The organism is Vibrio sp. Of7-15, from assembly GCF_022347565.1.
Classification (GTDB): domain Bacteria; phylum Pseudomonadota; class Gammaproteobacteria; order Enterobacterales; family Vibrionaceae; genus NORP241.
Map to the genome: position 1 here is coordinate 113,255 of NZ_JAKRGH010000019.1, position 16,286 is coordinate 129,540.

At 44.5% G+C, this 16,286-nt stretch carries 17 protein-coding genes; 5 read left to right on the plus strand and 12 right to left on the minus strand.

Going from position 1 to position 16,286, the window contains the following annotated elements; translation table 11 throughout:
- Positions 1–37: 37 nt before the first annotated feature.
- Positions 38–1,024: a tRNA dihydrouridine(20/20a) synthase DusA gene (gene dusA, locus MHO82_RS17880; protein WP_239185973.1), complete on the minus strand. Its 987-nt coding sequence runs from the start codon at positions 1,022–1,024 to the stop codon at positions 38–40.
- A gap of 136 nt (positions 1,025–1,160) precedes the next feature.
- Here dusA and zur point away from each other — a divergent pair, with 136 nt between their 5' ends.
- Positions 1,161–1,598: a zinc uptake transcriptional repressor Zur gene (zur, locus tag MHO82_RS17885; protein ID WP_239185975.1), complete on the plus strand. Its 438-nt coding sequence runs from the start codon at positions 1,161–1,163 to the stop codon at positions 1,596–1,598.
- Between the two features lie 50 nt (positions 1,599–1,648).
- Positions 1,649–2,116, plus strand: coding sequence for a chemotaxis protein CheX (locus tag MHO82_RS17890; RefSeq protein WP_239185977.1), 468 nt, complete (start codon positions 1,649–1,651; stop codon positions 2,114–2,116).
- 86 nt (positions 2,117–2,202) lie between these two features.
- Here MHO82_RS17890 and pgi read toward each other — a convergent pair whose 3' ends face one another.
- Positions 2,203–3,855: a glucose-6-phosphate isomerase gene (gene pgi, locus MHO82_RS17895; protein WP_239185979.1), complete on the minus strand. Its 1,653-nt coding sequence runs from the start codon at positions 3,853–3,855 to the stop codon at positions 2,203–2,205.
- 274 nt (positions 3,856–4,129) lie between these two features.
- Here pgi and MHO82_RS17900 point away from each other — a divergent pair, with 274 nt between their 5' ends.
- Positions 4,130–4,558 (plus strand): secondary thiamine-phosphate synthase enzyme YjbQ, encoded by a 429-nt coding sequence (locus MHO82_RS17900; protein ID WP_239186041.1) that lies wholly within the window; start codon positions 4,130–4,132, stop codon positions 4,556–4,558.
- Between the two features lie 98 nt (positions 4,559–4,656).
- On the opposite strand, the gene MHO82_RS17905 is transcribed toward MHO82_RS17900, so the two are convergent.
- Genes MHO82_RS17905 through MHO82_RS17915 form a run of 3 tightly spaced genes read right to left on the minus strand, consistent with a single transcriptional unit; the run spans position 4,657 to position 8,382 of the window.
- Entirely contained in the window at positions 4,657–5,865 is a 1,209-nt protein-coding gene (locus tag MHO82_RS17905) for a BamA/TamA family outer membrane protein (RefSeq protein WP_239185981.1), read from the minus strand.
- Entirely contained in the window at positions 5,866–6,966 is a 1,101-nt protein-coding gene (gene alr, locus MHO82_RS17910; protein ID WP_239186043.1) for an alanine racemase, read from the minus strand.
- Between the two features lie 18 nt (positions 6,967–6,984).
- Positions 6,985–8,382: a replicative DNA helicase gene (locus MHO82_RS17915; RefSeq protein WP_239185983.1), complete on the minus strand. Its 1,398-nt coding sequence runs from the start codon at positions 8,380–8,382 to the stop codon at positions 6,985–6,987.
- A gap of 191 nt (positions 8,383–8,573) precedes the next feature.
- Between MHO82_RS17915 and MHO82_RS17920 the strand changes: the two genes are divergently transcribed.
- Positions 8,574–9,341 (plus strand): DUF481 domain-containing protein, encoded by a 768-nt coding sequence (locus MHO82_RS17920; protein ID WP_239185985.1) that lies wholly within the window; start codon positions 8,574–8,576, stop codon positions 9,339–9,341.
- A 76-nt stretch (positions 9,342–9,417) separates the two neighbouring features.
- On the opposite strand, the gene rplI is transcribed toward MHO82_RS17920, so the two are convergent.
- The 7 genes from rplI to nsrR all read right to left on the minus strand — a co-directional run bounded on the left by rplI (position 9,418) and on the right by nsrR (position 14,921).
- On the minus strand, positions 9,418–9,870 hold the full coding sequence (rplI, locus tag MHO82_RS17925; RefSeq protein ID WP_239185987.1) for a 50S ribosomal protein L9: 453 nt from the start codon (positions 9,868–9,870) through the stop codon (positions 9,418–9,420).
- A gap of 39 nt (positions 9,871–9,909) precedes the next feature.
- Positions 9,910–10,137, minus strand: a complete 228-nt coding sequence (rpsR, locus tag MHO82_RS17930) for a 30S ribosomal protein S18 (RefSeq protein WP_002539422.1) — start codon at positions 10,135–10,137, stop codon at positions 9,910–9,912.
- A gap of 15 nt (positions 10,138–10,152) precedes the next feature.
- Positions 10,153–10,455: a primosomal replication protein N gene (gene priB / locus MHO82_RS17935; protein ID WP_239185989.1), complete on the minus strand. Its 303-nt coding sequence runs from the start codon at positions 10,453–10,455 to the stop codon at positions 10,153–10,155.
- 7 nt (positions 10,456–10,462) lie between these two features.
- Positions 10,463–10,867: a 30S ribosomal protein S6 gene (rpsF, locus tag MHO82_RS17940; protein ID WP_239185991.1), complete on the minus strand. Its 405-nt coding sequence runs from the start codon at positions 10,865–10,867 to the stop codon at positions 10,463–10,465.
- A 248-nt stretch (positions 10,868–11,115) separates the two neighbouring features.
- The gene (rlmB, locus tag MHO82_RS17945; protein ID WP_239185993.1) at positions 11,116–11,853 is read right to left on the minus strand and encodes a 23S rRNA (guanosine(2251)-2'-O)-methyltransferase RlmB; all 738 of its coding nucleotides are present in this window, start codon (positions 11,851–11,853) and stop codon (positions 11,116–11,118) included.
- A 15-nt stretch (positions 11,854–11,868) separates the two neighbouring features.
- The gene (rnr, locus tag MHO82_RS17950; protein WP_239185995.1) at positions 11,869–14,382 is read right to left on the minus strand and encodes a ribonuclease R; all 2,514 of its coding nucleotides are present in this window, start codon (positions 14,380–14,382) and stop codon (positions 11,869–11,871) included.
- Between the two features lie 107 nt (positions 14,383–14,489).
- On the minus strand, positions 14,490–14,921 hold the full coding sequence (nsrR, locus tag MHO82_RS17955) for a nitric oxide-sensing transcriptional repressor NsrR (RefSeq protein WP_239185997.1): 432 nt from the start codon (positions 14,919–14,921) through the stop codon (positions 14,490–14,492).
- A 132-nt stretch (positions 14,922–15,053) separates the two neighbouring features.
- On the opposite strand from nsrR, the gene hmpA reads away from it, so the two are divergent.
- Complete coding sequence (hmpA, locus tag MHO82_RS17960; protein WP_239185999.1) at positions 15,054–16,241, plus strand: NO-inducible flavohemoprotein; 1,188 nt, start codon at positions 15,054–15,056, stop codon at positions 16,239–16,241.
- The last annotated feature ends 45 nt before the right edge of the window (positions 16,242–16,286 follow it).

A 16,286-nucleotide genomic window follows, 5' to 3' on the forward strand; every position in this document is an offset into this window, starting at 1 on the left:
ACATGGTGAATTTAGCCATCTTCCTTTAAGGCTGAACCTATACGTCTAACTCAGCAGGAATTTTGGCTAATGCTGTTTCCACAACTTCAATACCCGCACCAGCTTTATGAGCATTTTCACTGATGTAACGACGCCACTGGCGCGCACCTGGCATACTTTGGAATAATCCCAACATATGACGAGTAATATGGCCTAAATAAGTCCCTTGGCTTAACTGCTGTTCAATATATGGGTACATAGACTCCACAATGTCACGGCGCTTTTTCACCGGCTTATCAGCACCAAATAATAATTGATCCACTTGTGCTAACAAATATGGGCTTTGGTAAGCTTCTCTGCCAATCATTACACCATCTAAATGAGCAAGGTGATCCAACGATTCCTCTAATGATTTAATACCACCGTTAATGGCCAGTGATAAATGCGAAAAATCTTTTTTCAATTGATAAACGCGCGGGTAATCCAGAGGCGGGATTTCACGATTTTCTTTCGGGCTTAAACCACTTAGCCACGCTTTGCGTGCGTGAATAGTAAACTGCTCACACCCCCCTTTTTCAGATACGATACGAACAAAATCGGTTAAGAATTCGTAAGAGTCTTGTTCATCAATACCAATACGTGTTTTCACCGTAATAGGGATATCAGCCACCTCTTTCATGGCACTGACACATTGTGCTACCAGTTCTGGCTCCGCCATCAAGCATGCACCAAAACGGCCATTTTGAACACGATCAGAAGGACAACCAACATTTAAGTTCACTTCATCGTAGCCGCGCTCGGCCGCTATCTTGGCACAATGGGCCAGATCTGCAGGGTTTGATCCCCCCAGTTGAAGTGCTATCGGGTGTTCTTGTTCGTTGTAAGCCAGGTAATCCGCTTTACCGTGAATAATTGCCCCTGTTGTGACCATTTCGGTGTATAGCAGAGCATGTTCAGACAACTGGCGGTGAAAGTAACGACAGTGACGGTCGGTCCAATCTAGCATTGGTGCTACACTGAATCTTTGCATTGGATAATCTTTCATTCTGGCTTTCTTTTCGTGATCGGAAGGACAATTTTAACACAGCATTGAGACTAACTGGCATAGATTTCGCTATTCCTAATCAATCTGATTTTGTCTATGGTAGACTAATGAACTTATTCATCACTCTTAAAGTCTCATGGTATTAGAAACCCAATTGCTTACAAAAGCAGAACAGTTGTGCCAACAGCGTGGGGTAAGGTTAACACCTCAACGTTTACGCGTTCTTGAGTTAATTATCACTCATCAAGGTGCCATAAGTGCCTATGAGCTACTAGACTTATTAAGAGAAACAGAGCCACAGGCAAAACCACCAACGGTGTATCGAGCCCTAGATTTCTTGTTATCTCAAGGATTTATACACCGAGTTGAGTCAACTAATAGTTTTGTTTCTTGCTGTGCTATCGGTTCCACCGAACATTGCTCTCAGCTGTTAATTTGTGATAAATGTGGTAATGTTGAAGAATATCATGATGATAATTTAACCCACGATTTAAAGCGTAACGCAGAGCAACTAGGTTTTGTCGTGAAGCATCATGTCTTAGAAACACATGGCACTTGTAAGAAATGTCACTAGTTAGCTCATAATAAACACCAAACTTTATAACAATACAACGGCCTACGAATATGCGTGCAGAATTTGTAAATCCTTTTTTAGCCTCTTTATTAAATGTGCTAAAAACGATGGCATCAATGGATCTGAAACCTCAAAAACCTCGCATCAAAAAAGATGAAGTGGCGCGTGGAGATGTATCTGGTTTGATTGGTATGGTTGGAGATAATACCAAAGGTTCAATGGCCATCACCTTTGATGAGTCATTAGCATTAGAAATCATGGAAAAAATGCTAGGTGAGCGACCTACAAGCATTAACGCTGATGTCACAGATATGGTTGGTGAAATCACAAACATGGTAACTGGTGGGGCAAAACGCATCCTATCAGACAGTGGCCACGAATTTGATATGGCAACACCTGTGATCGTTTCTGGCAAAGGACACACCATCACTCACAAGTGTGACACTAACGCGACAATCATTATCATGCCATTCGAATCGGAATGGGGTAATGCTTTTATCGAAATCTGTTTCGAATAACTGCCCAGCTTAAAAAAAAGGTTGACGATGACGTCAACCTTTTTTCTTTCTAACAACTTACCGTTCTTGTAAGTCTGTTTTTATCATTACGCCTTAAATGCTTTAAACGCATTAATCAAACCGTTTGTTGAGCTGTCGTGTGATGATACGGCTTCATCATCTGCAAGTTCAGGTAAGATCTGATTGGCAAGCTGTTTACCAAGCTCAACACCCCACTGATCAAAGCTGAACACATTCCAGATCACACCTTGAACAAAGATCTTGTGCTCGTACATCGCCAATAAATTACCTAGTGTACGTGGGGTAATTTGCTTCACTAAGATCGAGTTCGTCGGACGGTTACCTTCAAAAACTTTAAACGAAACCAGCTCCGCAACGTCTTCTAAAGATTTACCGGCGGCAATAAATTCCGCTTCTACCTGCTCTTTTGTCTTACCAAAAGCCAGAGCTTCTGTTTGAGCAAAGAAATTAGACATCAACTTTTGGTGATGATCAGACAATGGGTTATGGCTCACGGCTGGCGCAATAAAATCACAAGGGATCAGCTTAGTGCCTTGGTGAATTAACTGATAAAACGCATGCTGACCATTGGTACCAGGTTCACCCCAAATGATTGGGCCTGTTTGGTATTCCACTGGGTTACCCGCACGATCCACACACTTACCATTCGATTCCATATTACCTTGCTGGAAATACGCAGCAAAACGGTGCAGGTATTGATCGTAAGGAAGAATAGATTCAGATTCCGCACCGTGGAAGTTGTTGTACCATAGGCCGATCAACGCCAAGATCACAGGTACATTGCTTTCAAACTCAGTGCTTGCAAAATGCTTATCCATTTCGTGAGCGCCTTCTAGAAGCTCAACAAAATTATCAAAACCCACTGCTAATGAGATAGACAGACCGATTGCAGACCATAATGAGTAACGACCACCTACCCAGTCCCAGAATTCAAACATGTTGTCGGTATCAATACCAAACTCAGCAACAGACTTCGCATTAGTTGATAGTGCAGCAAAGTGTTTTGCAACATGCACACTGTCACCCGCAGAGGCTAGAAACCAATCACGAGCAGAATGCGCGTTAGTCATGGTTTCTTGAGTCGTAAATGTTTTAGACGCGATCAAGAACAGTGTGGTTTCAGGATTTACTTTCTTCAACGTTTCCGCAATATGGGTACCGTCAACGTTAGACACAAAGTGCATGTTCAAATGGTTTTTATAAGGAGCTAATGCTTCTGTCACCATGTAAGGGCCAAGATCAGAACCACCAATACCAATGTTCACGATGTCTGTGATGGCTTTTCCTGTGTAGCCTTTCCACTCACCCGAAGTCACACGGTTTGTGAACGCTTCCATTTTCTCAAGCACAGCATTCACGCCCGGCATTACATCTTCACCATCCAGCATCACAGGCGTGTTAGAGCGATTACGCAGCGCTGTGTGTAATACGGCACGACCTTCAGTTTGGTTGATCTTCTCACCTGCAAACATCGCATCAATCGCCGCTTTTACATCGGTTTCTTTCGCCAATGCAAACAGCTTTTCCATTGTCTCTTCAGTGATTAAGTTTTTAGAGAAATCCACTAAGATGTCAGAACCAAACTGAGTAGAGAATTTAGAAAAGCGCTCTGAGTCTTGAGCAAAAAGCTGGCTAAGTTGTAAATCTTGCGCTGTTTCAAAGTGGGCAGTGAGATCTGTCCACGCTTGTGTTTGCGTTGGGTTGATGTTTTTCAACATAATGATCTTTCCAAATAGTTATAAAATGTTCATGTCTAATCAAATAGTAGTGGCTTGATTAGTACCCCGATTTTACGAATCTTTATTGTCTGATATGAAACTTCTATAACACTTATACAGTGTTTTTTCTTGTAAAATTACTTCATTATTAATAATTATGACTGAAAGTATTCTCACTCACTTTGAGTCAGGTCACGGAAATAAAGCCAGCTTTAATGTGGCAATCCCCGCCAATCCCGTTGGTAGTAATAAGCTCATCGAAAAGGTAATGACTATGTGGCAACAAAAACAAATTCGACTAAAAGCAAAACAACGCGGATTTCATTTAATTACTGATGAAATTGAACAACAAATAGCCGAGATCAGCTCCATTCATATTGGACTGATTAATCTGTTTATTCAGCACACTTCCGCCAGTTTAACCCTCAATGAAAATGCCGATCCTACCGTCCGATCAGACATGGAAGCTCACTTTAATCAATCAGTACCTGAACGAGCTCCTTATTATCAGCACACTTATGAGGGCGACGACGACATGCCCGCGCACATTAAAGCCTCAACCCTAGGTTCAAGTTTAACCATTCCTATCAATAATGGTCGATTAGCATTGGGAACTTGGCAAGGTATCTACTTAGGTGAACACCGTGATCATGGTGGCAGTCGTACAATTATTGTGACAATCCAGGGCGAGAATACAAAGTAACGAAAGGTAACGAAATCTATCGAAGCACTTCTTGAAACAGGGTGATCCAATAAGTGCTTCATTCTGACTAGAAGAATAAAAAACGTGGAGTGGTAATATTAAAACGGCTGATTAATCATCACACGAAATAGACTATCTTCACTGCCCCATGCCATTTCAGACCGCACCACAACCCCTTCGACTTGGAATCGCATGGCTACACCCGCGCTCCATTTCATGTTTTGATGTAGCTCACGTAAATTATACTCAGATGCAACACGGCCCACGTCCATAAACGCGACCCACTGCCACCAAGGCACATTATATAAATTAAACACGGGCAACTCACCCAGCGGTTGCCAATCCGGCATTACTCGATATTCTGCGGTATAGCTCAAGGCCGAGCGATCATGAAAACGGCCACTTTGGAAACTGCGTAAACGGTATAAACCTCCCAACTTTAAGCCAGCAAACGCCGGAGGCTGGTAATAAGGATCATCTTCCCAACTAGGGGTGTCTCCGGTATACACATTTACTGCAATAACCTGTTTATCAAACACGTCCCCTAAATTGCCTAAATCAAAAAACGCACTTTGTTCTGCTTCCCATGTCCACCAAGCATCTTGCTCTTGTTCGGCAAAACCACGTGTTAAGGTAAATTGACTTTGACTCCCCGAGGTTGGATTTCGTGGGTGATCCCGGTTATCCCAATCAAGCGTAAGCTTTGCACCCACACTTTTTGTTGCTTCTCCGGCTGGCTGGTTTTCTTCTAAATCACGAGATTGATAAAAAGGCTGAACCTCGACGCTAGTTACACCACTGTCTACTGGGTTCGAGCCAGTGATCGTTCGTGTCGGCCAGTAAGCCGCTTTTGCACCTTGATCAGTGCCAGCTCCTAAAGGCAACACGTACCGAGCCGAAAAACGATATAACGACTCGCGTGACGATGCGATGATGGCTTCACTTTGCACACCATCATTTTTAGCCGCATCACCGAGGTAATACTCAAAGCCCACAAACTCAGAATCATACCCTTCCAGGCCAAATAAAAATCGCCTCCCTAGCTGGAAGTTACTGGCCCCTAAGTAGCCAATCCATGATCCTTTATCAGACACCACACCCGCACCTAATACCGCCGCTTGTGGTTGACCTACTCCCTTAATGACCCCAGCCCCACCAACCGTAAGTCCCATACTTTCTGTGGAAAAAACAAAAGGCACTGCGGCTGTTTCAGGCTGCCAACTGGGCCAGCCATCCGCATAACTGACTAATGGACAGGCAATAAAAAACGCTGACAATGCAGCGTTTCGGTATTTATTTACTTTCATCTATTCATCAGTCTTATAGCTTGAGTCACAGTAGTAAGCCATAGCGACTCGGGAGGTCAATTTCGTGACCAGCTCATAAGCAATGGTCCCGATATGCCCAGCCACTTCTTCAGCGGGTAATCCCTGCCCCCATAAAATGGCCTCATCACCCACTTTATCTGTTGAATCAGGCCCTAAGTCGACAGTGAGCATGTCCATGGATACTCGCCCAGCGATCGGCACTTTGCGACCGTTCACTAACACAGGGGTACCATTTGGTGCCGTACGTGGGTAACCATCACCATAACCAATGGCAATCACCCCCACCTTCGTGTCACGTTCACTTTGCCAAATACCACCGTAGCCTACTTTCTCATTGGCTTTAACCTGATTGACCGCAATCAAGTGAGATTTTAATGTCATGGCAGGAGTAAAACCGTAATCGGCCGCACTGGTCTCAGCAAAAGGGGAAACTCCGTACATGATAATACCTGGACGAATCCAATCTAAATGACTGTCTTTCCAAGCTAAAATCCCCGCAGAGGCCGCCAATGAACGCTCTCCTAAACACCCTTGTGTTAATGAAGTAAAAGTATCGATTTGAGTGGGAGTCACCAAAGAATCTAACTCATCAGCACAAGCAAAATGGCTCATGTAACGCAAAGGCTTCGCGACATTTTTACAGTTATGTAAGCGCTCAACAAAGTCATGGTATTGCTCTGAACTAACACCTAAACGGTGCATGCCACTGTCCACTTTTAGCCACACAACAACTGGGGATTCCAGATCCGTTTGTTCAAGGGCTTGCAGCTGTTCTTCACAATGCACCACGGTTTGAATGTTATTGGTAACCAAAATAGGTAAATCACCATCAGAGTAAAAACCTTCCAATAACAATATGGGTTTTACAATGCCACCAGCGCGAAGTTGCAAAGCTTCTTCAATACGAGCGACACCAAACGCATCGGCACTAGTAACGGTTTTCGCTACCTTTAACAAACCATGCCCATAAGCATTGGCTTTTACCACCGCCAGCGTTTTGCTGTGAGGCGCGCGTAAGCGAATACTCTCAAGGTTGGCCTGTAAGGCATCGGTATCAATCCATGCTGTCGCTGCTTTCATATAACTCATGAGTACTCCTTACTCATCATCAAACGCAGGACCTGCATAATTATCAAAGCGCGAAAACTGCCCCTGGAACGTTAAACGAACAGAACCGATCGGGCCATTACGTTGCTTACCGATAATAATTTCAGCAATACCTTTTAAAGTACTTTCAGGGTTATACACTTCATCACGGTAAATAAACATGATTAAGTCGGCATCCTGCTCAATCGCACCGGATTCACGAAGATCCGAGTTAATCGGGCGTTTATCTGCACGTTGCTCTAGGGAGCGGTTAAGCTGAGACAGAGCAATAACAGGAACGTTCAGCTCTTTTGCCAGCGCTTTTAACGAGCGAGAAATTTCAGAGATTTCCAAGGTACGGTTATCTTGCAAACCAGGCACACGCATTAGCTGCAAGTAATCCACCATTATCATGCTTAACCCGCCAGCATCACGCGCAATACGACGAGCTCGTGAACGCAATTCTGTTGGTGTTAAGCCTGAGCTGTCATCAATATAGATGTTCTTTTTCTGCATCAACAAGCCCATGGTGGAAGAGATCCGCGCCCAATCTTCATCATCGAGCTGACCAGTACGAATTTTGGTTTGGTCCACACGAGAGAACGACGCAAGCATACGCATCATCAACTGTTCAGAAGGCATCTCTAGTGAGAAAATCAGCACCGGCTTATCTTGATCCATCGACGCATTTTCACACAAATTCATCGCAAACGTGGTTTTACCCATGGATGGACGTGCTGCAACAATGATCAAATCCGATGGCTGCATACCCGCTGTTTTCTTATTCAGATCCGTAAAGCCTGTTGATACCCCCGTCACACCGTCTTGCGGCGTCTGGTATAAAATCTCAATACGCTCTAACGTTTTCTCTAAAATGGAATCTACGTTTTGTGGGCCTTCATTTTCCGTGGTGCGCTCTTCGGCAATAGCAAAAACTTTACTTTCTGCCATATCCAACAAGTCTTCCGAGCTACGCCCTTGAGGATCGTAACCAGCATCAGCAATTTCATTCGCCACCCCAATCAAGTTACGAACGAGGGCACGTTCACGAACAATATCTGCGTACGCATTAATGTTCGCGGCACTTGGGGTGTTTTTAGCAAGATCAGCAAGGTAAGCAAAACCACCCACCGAGTCTAATTGCTCATGCTGCTCTAAACGCTCAGATAAGGTAATTAAATCAAGTGGCTGATTATCTTCTAATAACTTTTGAACCGACTCAAAAATCACGCGGTGAGGACGACTATAAAAGTCTTTTGCGACGACTTTTTCTGCCACCGCATCCCAGCGCTCATTATCAAGTAATAAACCGCCTAATACTGACTGCTCTGCCTCCAAAGAATGGGGTGGCATTTTCAATGCATCAACTTGGGAATCATCGGGTTTATTTTTATTTCGATTGTCAGCCATAACCACAGTTCAACTACCTAAAAATTAGCCGACCATTATAACTCAGGTCGACATGAGTCACATTATTTATCCACCGCGATTCACTGACTTTCCTTGTCATTTGACGTGGTAGAATTAACCTTTTTCTGACTTACGCCACTATTGGCTAATTATAATGACAATCCTTCTTTTTGAGTAAACATGGAGCAAATTTGACACCACGATATTTACTCACTTTGTTCCTACTTTTTTTTGGGACAACTGCACAAGGCGATGAGCTAGACACTGGGCAGGAAAACTCGCCTCCTCCACCATGGGGCAGTGAAATCGAGCTTGGCTACCAATCTCACTCTGGGAACAGTGACTCAGAATCACTCAATGCCCGTATTGGTGCGACCTACACCAAAGGGCAACACCGACTGTCTGGTGAATGGAAATACTTGCTGTCAGAGAGTGATGGTACCGAAGATAAACGCCAAACCAGCTTTCAAGCGCAAAGCGACTACAAAATCGCCCGAGATTACTACGTATATACCAACTTAAAAGGGCTAAACACAGAGTATGGTGCTTACTTTACCGATTACACGTTATCGTCAGGTTTGGGTTACCAGCTCACCCATACAGAAAAGCTCGTCGCCGAATTTGAATTGGGGCCAGGTTATCGTCACCAAGAGCCTAACTTAGATGAAATTGGCGATGACGATCTGATCATCCCTGAAATGGTGGATGAAATGATTTTTCGAGGAAATGCTCGCCTCTATTGGCAGGCGTTAGACAATTTAAAGTTTTCAGCCGACATCACCATGGTATCTGGTAGCAGTAACACACGTATTGATTCTGAGCTGAGTATGACCAGTAAGATCACCGATAAAGCCGCTATCAAGATTTCTCAATCACAGCAATATTTGGATCGAGTACCACCTGGGCTCAATAAAACCGATACCGTATTTACCGTAAATCTACTGTACAAGTTTAACTAAGCTGGATTTAAGATCACAAGATAAAAAAAACGCCGACTCGGAAGTCAGCGTTTTAAAAAATCGTCTTGGCTAAGGATTACTCAGCAGCAACAACTTGTAGTGCGATCTTAGCGAAAACTTCAGAGTGAAGTTGGATGCTAATTTCGAATTCACCAGTGTTACGTAGAGCGCCTTCAGGTAGGCGAACTTCGCTCTTAGATACTTCAACACCAGCAGCAGTAATTGCGTCAGCGATGTCACGAGTACCGATAGAGCCGAATAGTTTACCTTCATCACCAGCTTTAGATGCGATAACAACAGCTTCTAGCGCTTCTAGTTTCTCAGCACGAGCTTTAGACGCGTCTAGTTGCGCAGCAACTTTAGCTTCTAGTTCAGCACGACGAGCTTCGAACATTTCAACGTTAGCTTTAGTTGCCATAACAGCCTTACCTTGTGGGATAAGGAAGTTACGTGCGTAACCAGCTTTAACTGCAACTTGGTCGCCAAGGCTACCTAGGTTACCGATCTTATCAAGTAGAATAACTTGCATTATCTTAGTCCTCTTAAACTTAATTTAAACCGCTACCGATTACTGATGCTTGTCAGTGTATGGTAGAAGTGCTAGGTAACGAGAACGCTTGATAGCGCGAGCTAGCTGACGCTGATATTTAGCGCGAGTACCAGTGATACGGCTAGGTACGATTTTACCAGCTTCAGTGATGTAGTTTTTAAGAGTTGCTACGTCTTTGTAGTCAATCTCTTGTACGCCTTCTGCAGTGAAACGGCAGAATTTACGACGACGGAAGAAACGAGCCATGGGCTATCTCCTGATCTAAATTTGTTTGATTTGGTCGGCATGTAACACTAAACGACCTACGCCATTTCGGCCGGTCTGGTAAGCAACAAAGCCACCTACCGTGATGTTACTGCCTAAAGCTATGTTCTGAGTTAATGCTTGCGACCCTTGCCCACTGATGACTACGTTGATGCGGCAATACACTTGCCTTGGTAGTTCAGCTTCCTGTTGAACCGAACGATGCTCAACCACAAAGTGGCAATGAGGCACGCCCGCAGGACTTAGGCTTCGAACCGGAGCTTTAGCAATAACGCCAGTCAACTCCATTCGATTGGTCATCAATCAATTACTCAGCCGCAGCTTCGCCTTCAGCTTTTGCTGCTGGAGCTTCAGTACGCTCTGAACGCTCTTCACGCTTAGAAGAACGCTCTTCTTTAGCCTTCAACATGATTGATGGCTCAGTGATAGCGCCTTTAGTACGCATGATCATGTTACGGATAACTGCATCGTTGAAACGGAAAGCAGTTTCTAGCTCATCAATCACTGCTTGGTCAGCTTCAACGTTCATTAGAACGTAGTGTGCTTTGTGCAGTTTGTTGATTGGGTAAGCCATTTGACGACGGCCCCAGTCTTCAAGACGGTGGATTTGACCACCAGAATCTTTGATTGAACCAGTGTAACGCTCGATCATGCCAGCAACTTGCTCGCTTTGATCAGGGTGCACCATGAATACGATTTCATAATGACGCATCGGGTTGCTCCTTACGGATTATTCAGCTTCCACGAGTGGCTCGGTCATCCAAGGGAAGCAAGGAACTAATAAAAAGACCGAGAATTAAGGACGGCAAATAGTACAGAAAACGATCGGAGCTGGCAAGGCATTTATTACAGAGATCACAAATCGAATAGAAAGATAAAAACAAAAAAATACAGAAGGATTATCAGTCACTTCTGTATTTTTTCATCCACTAGGTACTGTATTAATACCCTAAAATAGAATTAAGCCTGACGCTGACGCACCGCTTCAAATAGACAAATTCCCGTCGCCACAGACACATTTAAGCTCGACACGGAGCCAGCCATTGGGATTTTAATAAGATCATCACAGGTTTCACGCGTCAGACGGCGCATACCATCACCTTCCGCCCCCATCACAATCCCTAAAGGCCCAGTAAGCTTGGTATTAAACACATCGTGTGTCGCTTCACCAGCCGTGCCCACAAACCATACGCCTTTTTCTTGCAGCGCACGCATCGTACGCGCTAAGTTGGTCACTCGCACTAATGGCACCACCTCCGCCGCACCACAAGCCACTTTGCTGACAGTGGCATTCATCGAGGCCGATTTGTCTTTTGGCACGATCACCGCAGCCACTCCTGCTGCGTCCGCATTACGCAAACACGCACCAAGATTATGTGGATCCGTCACCCCATCCAACACCAATAACAGCGGCTGTTCATACTGAGCTAAGATGCCATCAAGATCATTTTCATTCAGCTGCTTAGCCGGTTTGACTCGCGCAATGATCCCTTGGTGAGAGGCACCATTTGCTTTGTCATCTAAAGCCTTTCTACCCATCTGTTGCATTGAAAAGCCTAACTGTTGCAGCTCATTCAATACTGGCAGTAAGCGATCATCCTGACGGCCTTTTAGTACAAAGATTTCAACAAAGCGAACAGGATCTGTTGCTAAAACCGCTTTAACAGCATGGATGCCGTAGATATATTCGTTACTCATAATTTATGTCTTCGCTTACTTGTTTTTAGTACGGGCTTTTTGCTTATTGGCTTTATGGCGCGATTTTTTCTTACGTGCTTTTTCAGCCTTAGATTTCGGACGAGCAGGGTTTGCTTGCTTCTCACTCACCACACTGCCATCAGGACGCTTAGTTGGCTCCACCATCGCTTGAGCTTTTGGCTTCACTTTTCCTGAGCGACGCTTTTTAGCAGCACCAGTTTTTCCTTTTGGCGGCAAACCTTTACGTTCAGAACGACGCTCACCGCTTTTAGTTTCTTGGCGTGCTTTCTTTTTCGCTGTTTTACCTGCACCGCGTACTTTACGGCTGGTTCCGCTCAATTCAAAATCAATCTGACGATCATTTAAGTTCACCGCACGAACCTTCACTTTCACCTGATCGCCTAAGCGATAAATTTGCCCCGAGCTTTCACCGACCAAACGCTGCCCCACAGGATCAAATTGATAGTAATCATTGTCCAGAGCGGTAATGTGTACGAGACCATCAATGTGGTATTCACTTAAGCGAACGAAGAAACCAAACCCAGTGACATTGGCGATCACACCGTCAAGCTCTTCACCCACATGATCCTGCATGTATTCACATTTTAGCCAATCAGACACATCACGAGTGGCATCATCAGCACGACGCTCAGTCATGGAACACTGCTCGCCCAACACGTCCATATCATCAAAAGAATAGTGATAGCCGCCCGTTGGTGTCCAACGATCTTTGTTTTCGCCTTTTTCTTTGGCGATTAAGTATTTGATGGCACGGTGAAGCAATAAATCAGGGTATCGGCGAATGGGTGACGTAAAGTGAGCATAACGCTTCAGCGCTAAACCGAAATGGCCGTTATTGTCGGCATTATAAACCGCTTGCTTCATGGAGCGCAGCAACATGGTTTGGATCAACTCTTTGTCTGGGCGCTCCGAGATCTGCTGAATTAATCCTGCATAATCTGTCGGCGACGGCTCTAGACCACCAGTAAGCCCTAAACCTAATTCCCCTAAGAAATCTCTAAAGCCCAATAAACGCTCTTCACTTGGGGAATCATGCACACGATACAACGCAGGCTCTTTGGCTTTTTCCACCAGCGAAGCCGAAGCGATGTTCGCAAGGATCATGCACTCTTCAATCAGCTTATGGGCGTCGTTACGCTCCACAGGCACAATGCGATCAATTTTTCGATCCGCGTTAAAGATAAATTTGGTTTCAATGGTTTCAAACTCAATCGCCCCACGCTGAGCACGGCCTTTTTTAAGCACTTCATACATCGCATGCAATTGCTCAAGATGTGGAACTAAGGTTTTGTAGCGTTCACGCAGCTCTTCATTGCCTTCCAAAATATCGTTTACCTTGGTGTAAGTTAAACGAGCATGAGAGTTCATCACCGCTTCGTAGTGTTTGTAACCAGACAGCTTACCGGTCGCCGAAATGGTCATTTCACACACCATACATAAGCGATCCACTTGTGGGTTGAGTGAACATAAACCGTTAGAAAGCACTTCAGGAAGCATTGGGACTACTTGCGATGGGAAATACACCGAGTTACCACGGTTAACCGCTTCCTTGTCTAGTGCACTGTCAGGGCGAACATAGTGGCTCACATCAGCAATAGCGACCCATAAACGCCACCCGCCTGATTTTTTCGCTTCACAGAATACCGCGTCATCAAAATCTCGGGCGTCTTCCCCATCAATAGTAACCAAAGGAAGATCACGTAAATCCACACGGCCTTTTTTGGAGTCTTCTGGAACTTCTTCTGCAAGTCCTTTGATCTGAGCGTCCACTTCTTCTGGCCACTCATGAGGAATGCTGTGCGTACGCAGGGCAATTTCAATTTCCATTCCCGGAGCCATGTTTTCACCAAGAACTTCTACCACCTGACCTATCATGCCGCGAGTACGAGTACGTTCGGTGATTTCAAATACCACCACATTCCCCATACGCGCATTTAATCGCTTGTCTTTTGGGATCAAGATATCTTGGCTGATACGAGTATCATCTGGCACCACGTAACACAAACCGTCTTCTAAGAAAAAACGCCCGACAAGTTGAGTTTTACGCTCTTCGAGCACTCGAACCAATCGCCCTTCCTTGCGACCTCGTTTATCGGTACCCGACGGTTGAACCAACACAAAATCACCATGCACGATAGTTTTCATCTGGTGGAAAGGCAGTGAAATATCATTGTCTTTGCCAATACTGCCTTCTGGACGAACCCAACCAAAACCGTCTTTGTGGCCAATTACGTACCCTTTTACCATTTCCAGTCGTTCGGGCAGGGCATAACATTGACGACGAGTAAACACGAGCTGACCATCTCGCTCCATAGCACGAAGACGACGGCGCAAACCTTCATATTGCTCTTCGCCTGACAAACCTAAGACATCAAACAAATCGTTTCGGTTAAGCGGTGTATCAGCTTTGGCCAAAAACTCTAAAATAAATTCACGGCTTGGTACTGGGTTTTCGTATTTTTGTGCTTCGCGTTCAACGAAAGGATCACTATGGTTATCATTCGACATAGGCAGATTTACTCAGAAGGAAGGGTATTGTTGATGATTATATCTAAGTCAGGCACTAACCGATAGAAAACCAGTAACAATATTAAATTTAAAAAGATAAGTTGTATTTAAGCTTGAGGAGATGTCAGTAAGATTAATAGCTCTGAATTATCTGTCAGCATATCTTGCAAAGTGTGTTTATTCAGCTCTGCCAAGAACGCCTCTTTTGCCGACGCTAGTGCTCCTTTTAACCGACACGCAGGCGTAATATGGCAAAACTCAGGGCCACAATTGACCACTTGAAGTGGCTCCATAACTTGCACGACTTCACCAATACGGATCTCATTAGCAGGCTTGCCTAAACAAATGCCCCCATTCTTTCCTCGTACGGTATGAATGTAGCCCTCTTGGCCCAGTTTATTAATGATTTTAACCATATGGTTACGTGAGACACCAAACATGTCTGTTACTTGACTAATACTGCTTAATTCCCCTTTCGGTAGAGAGGCTAAGTAGATGAGTGATCTCAGGCCGTAATCCGTAAAACGGGTCAATTGCAAATTATACTCCTTATTGCACATCGATTTTCAAAAGCGACAGCTTAGTGTAATTCGCTTCTTGACTAAAAGATATATTTTAGATACAACTTAAAACATGCATTATAAATACAACTTTAATTGGAAGTCAGCCATATGCTAAATCAAACAACCATTGATATCGTGAAATCTACCGCTCCTTTAATCGCAGAAACAGGCCCGAAACTAACGGCGCACTTTTATGACCGTATGTTTGCTCACCACCCTGAGCTAAAAGATATTTTTAACCTCACACATCAAGACTCAGGTAGTCAGCGTGAAGCACTGTTTAATGCCGTTCACGGGTATGCTGCCAACATTGATAACCTAGAAGTTCTACTGCCTGTGGTTGAAAAGATCGCCCAGAAACACACCAGTTTTAATATTACTCCTGAGCAATATCAGATTGTTGGTACTCACCTGCTGGCTACGATTGATGAGCTTTTTTCACCAGGCCAAGAAGTACTAGACGCATGGGGAGCCGCTTACGGCGTGCTGGCAGATGTATTTATTAATCGTGAAGAAGCCATCTACCAAGAGAAAGAGTCGCAAACAGGCGGATGGAGAGGCACACGTGAATTTAAGCTGGTTGAAAAAACAAAAGAAAGCGATCTCATTACCAGTTTTGTTTTCCATCCTATGGATGAACTTGCCGTGGTGGATTACCTACCGGGTCAGTACGTTGGTATTTATTTAACGCCAGAGGAATTTGAAAACCAAGAGATTCGCCAATACAGTTTGTCTGATGCACCAAATGGTAAAAGTTACCGTATTTCAGTAAAACGTGAAGACAAAGGCTTAGTATCTCGTTACTTACATGACAGTCTGACGATTGGCGACACGGTTCATCTGGCTGCACCTTGTGGTGATTTCTTCTTAGATGTAGCACCAGAAACACCTGTCGCTTTAATTTCTGCGGGTGTCGGCATCACACCAACCCTTTCCATGTTAGAAACCATTCAAGCTCAGCATGCAGGCTCTATTCACTGGCTCCACGCGGCAGAAAATGGCTCTGTTCATGCCTTTAAAGATCGCATTACGCAGCTTGCAATGGGCAATGACAATGTCTCTAGTCATGTGTGGTATCGAGAGCCTAGCGACACCGACACCATCAATGAAGATTTCCATTTCACCGGGCTTATCGACATCCAACAAATAAAAGACACTCTGGATTTAGAAAACACCCATTTCTACTTCTGTGGCCCCGTACCTTTCATGCAGCACGTCGCCAAGCAGTTAACGGCTCTTGGTGTGGCTAACGAGTCGATTCATTACGAGTGTTTTGGCCCTCACAAAGTACTTTAATCACATCAATATGAATGCCATGTATAACAATATGCATGGCATCCT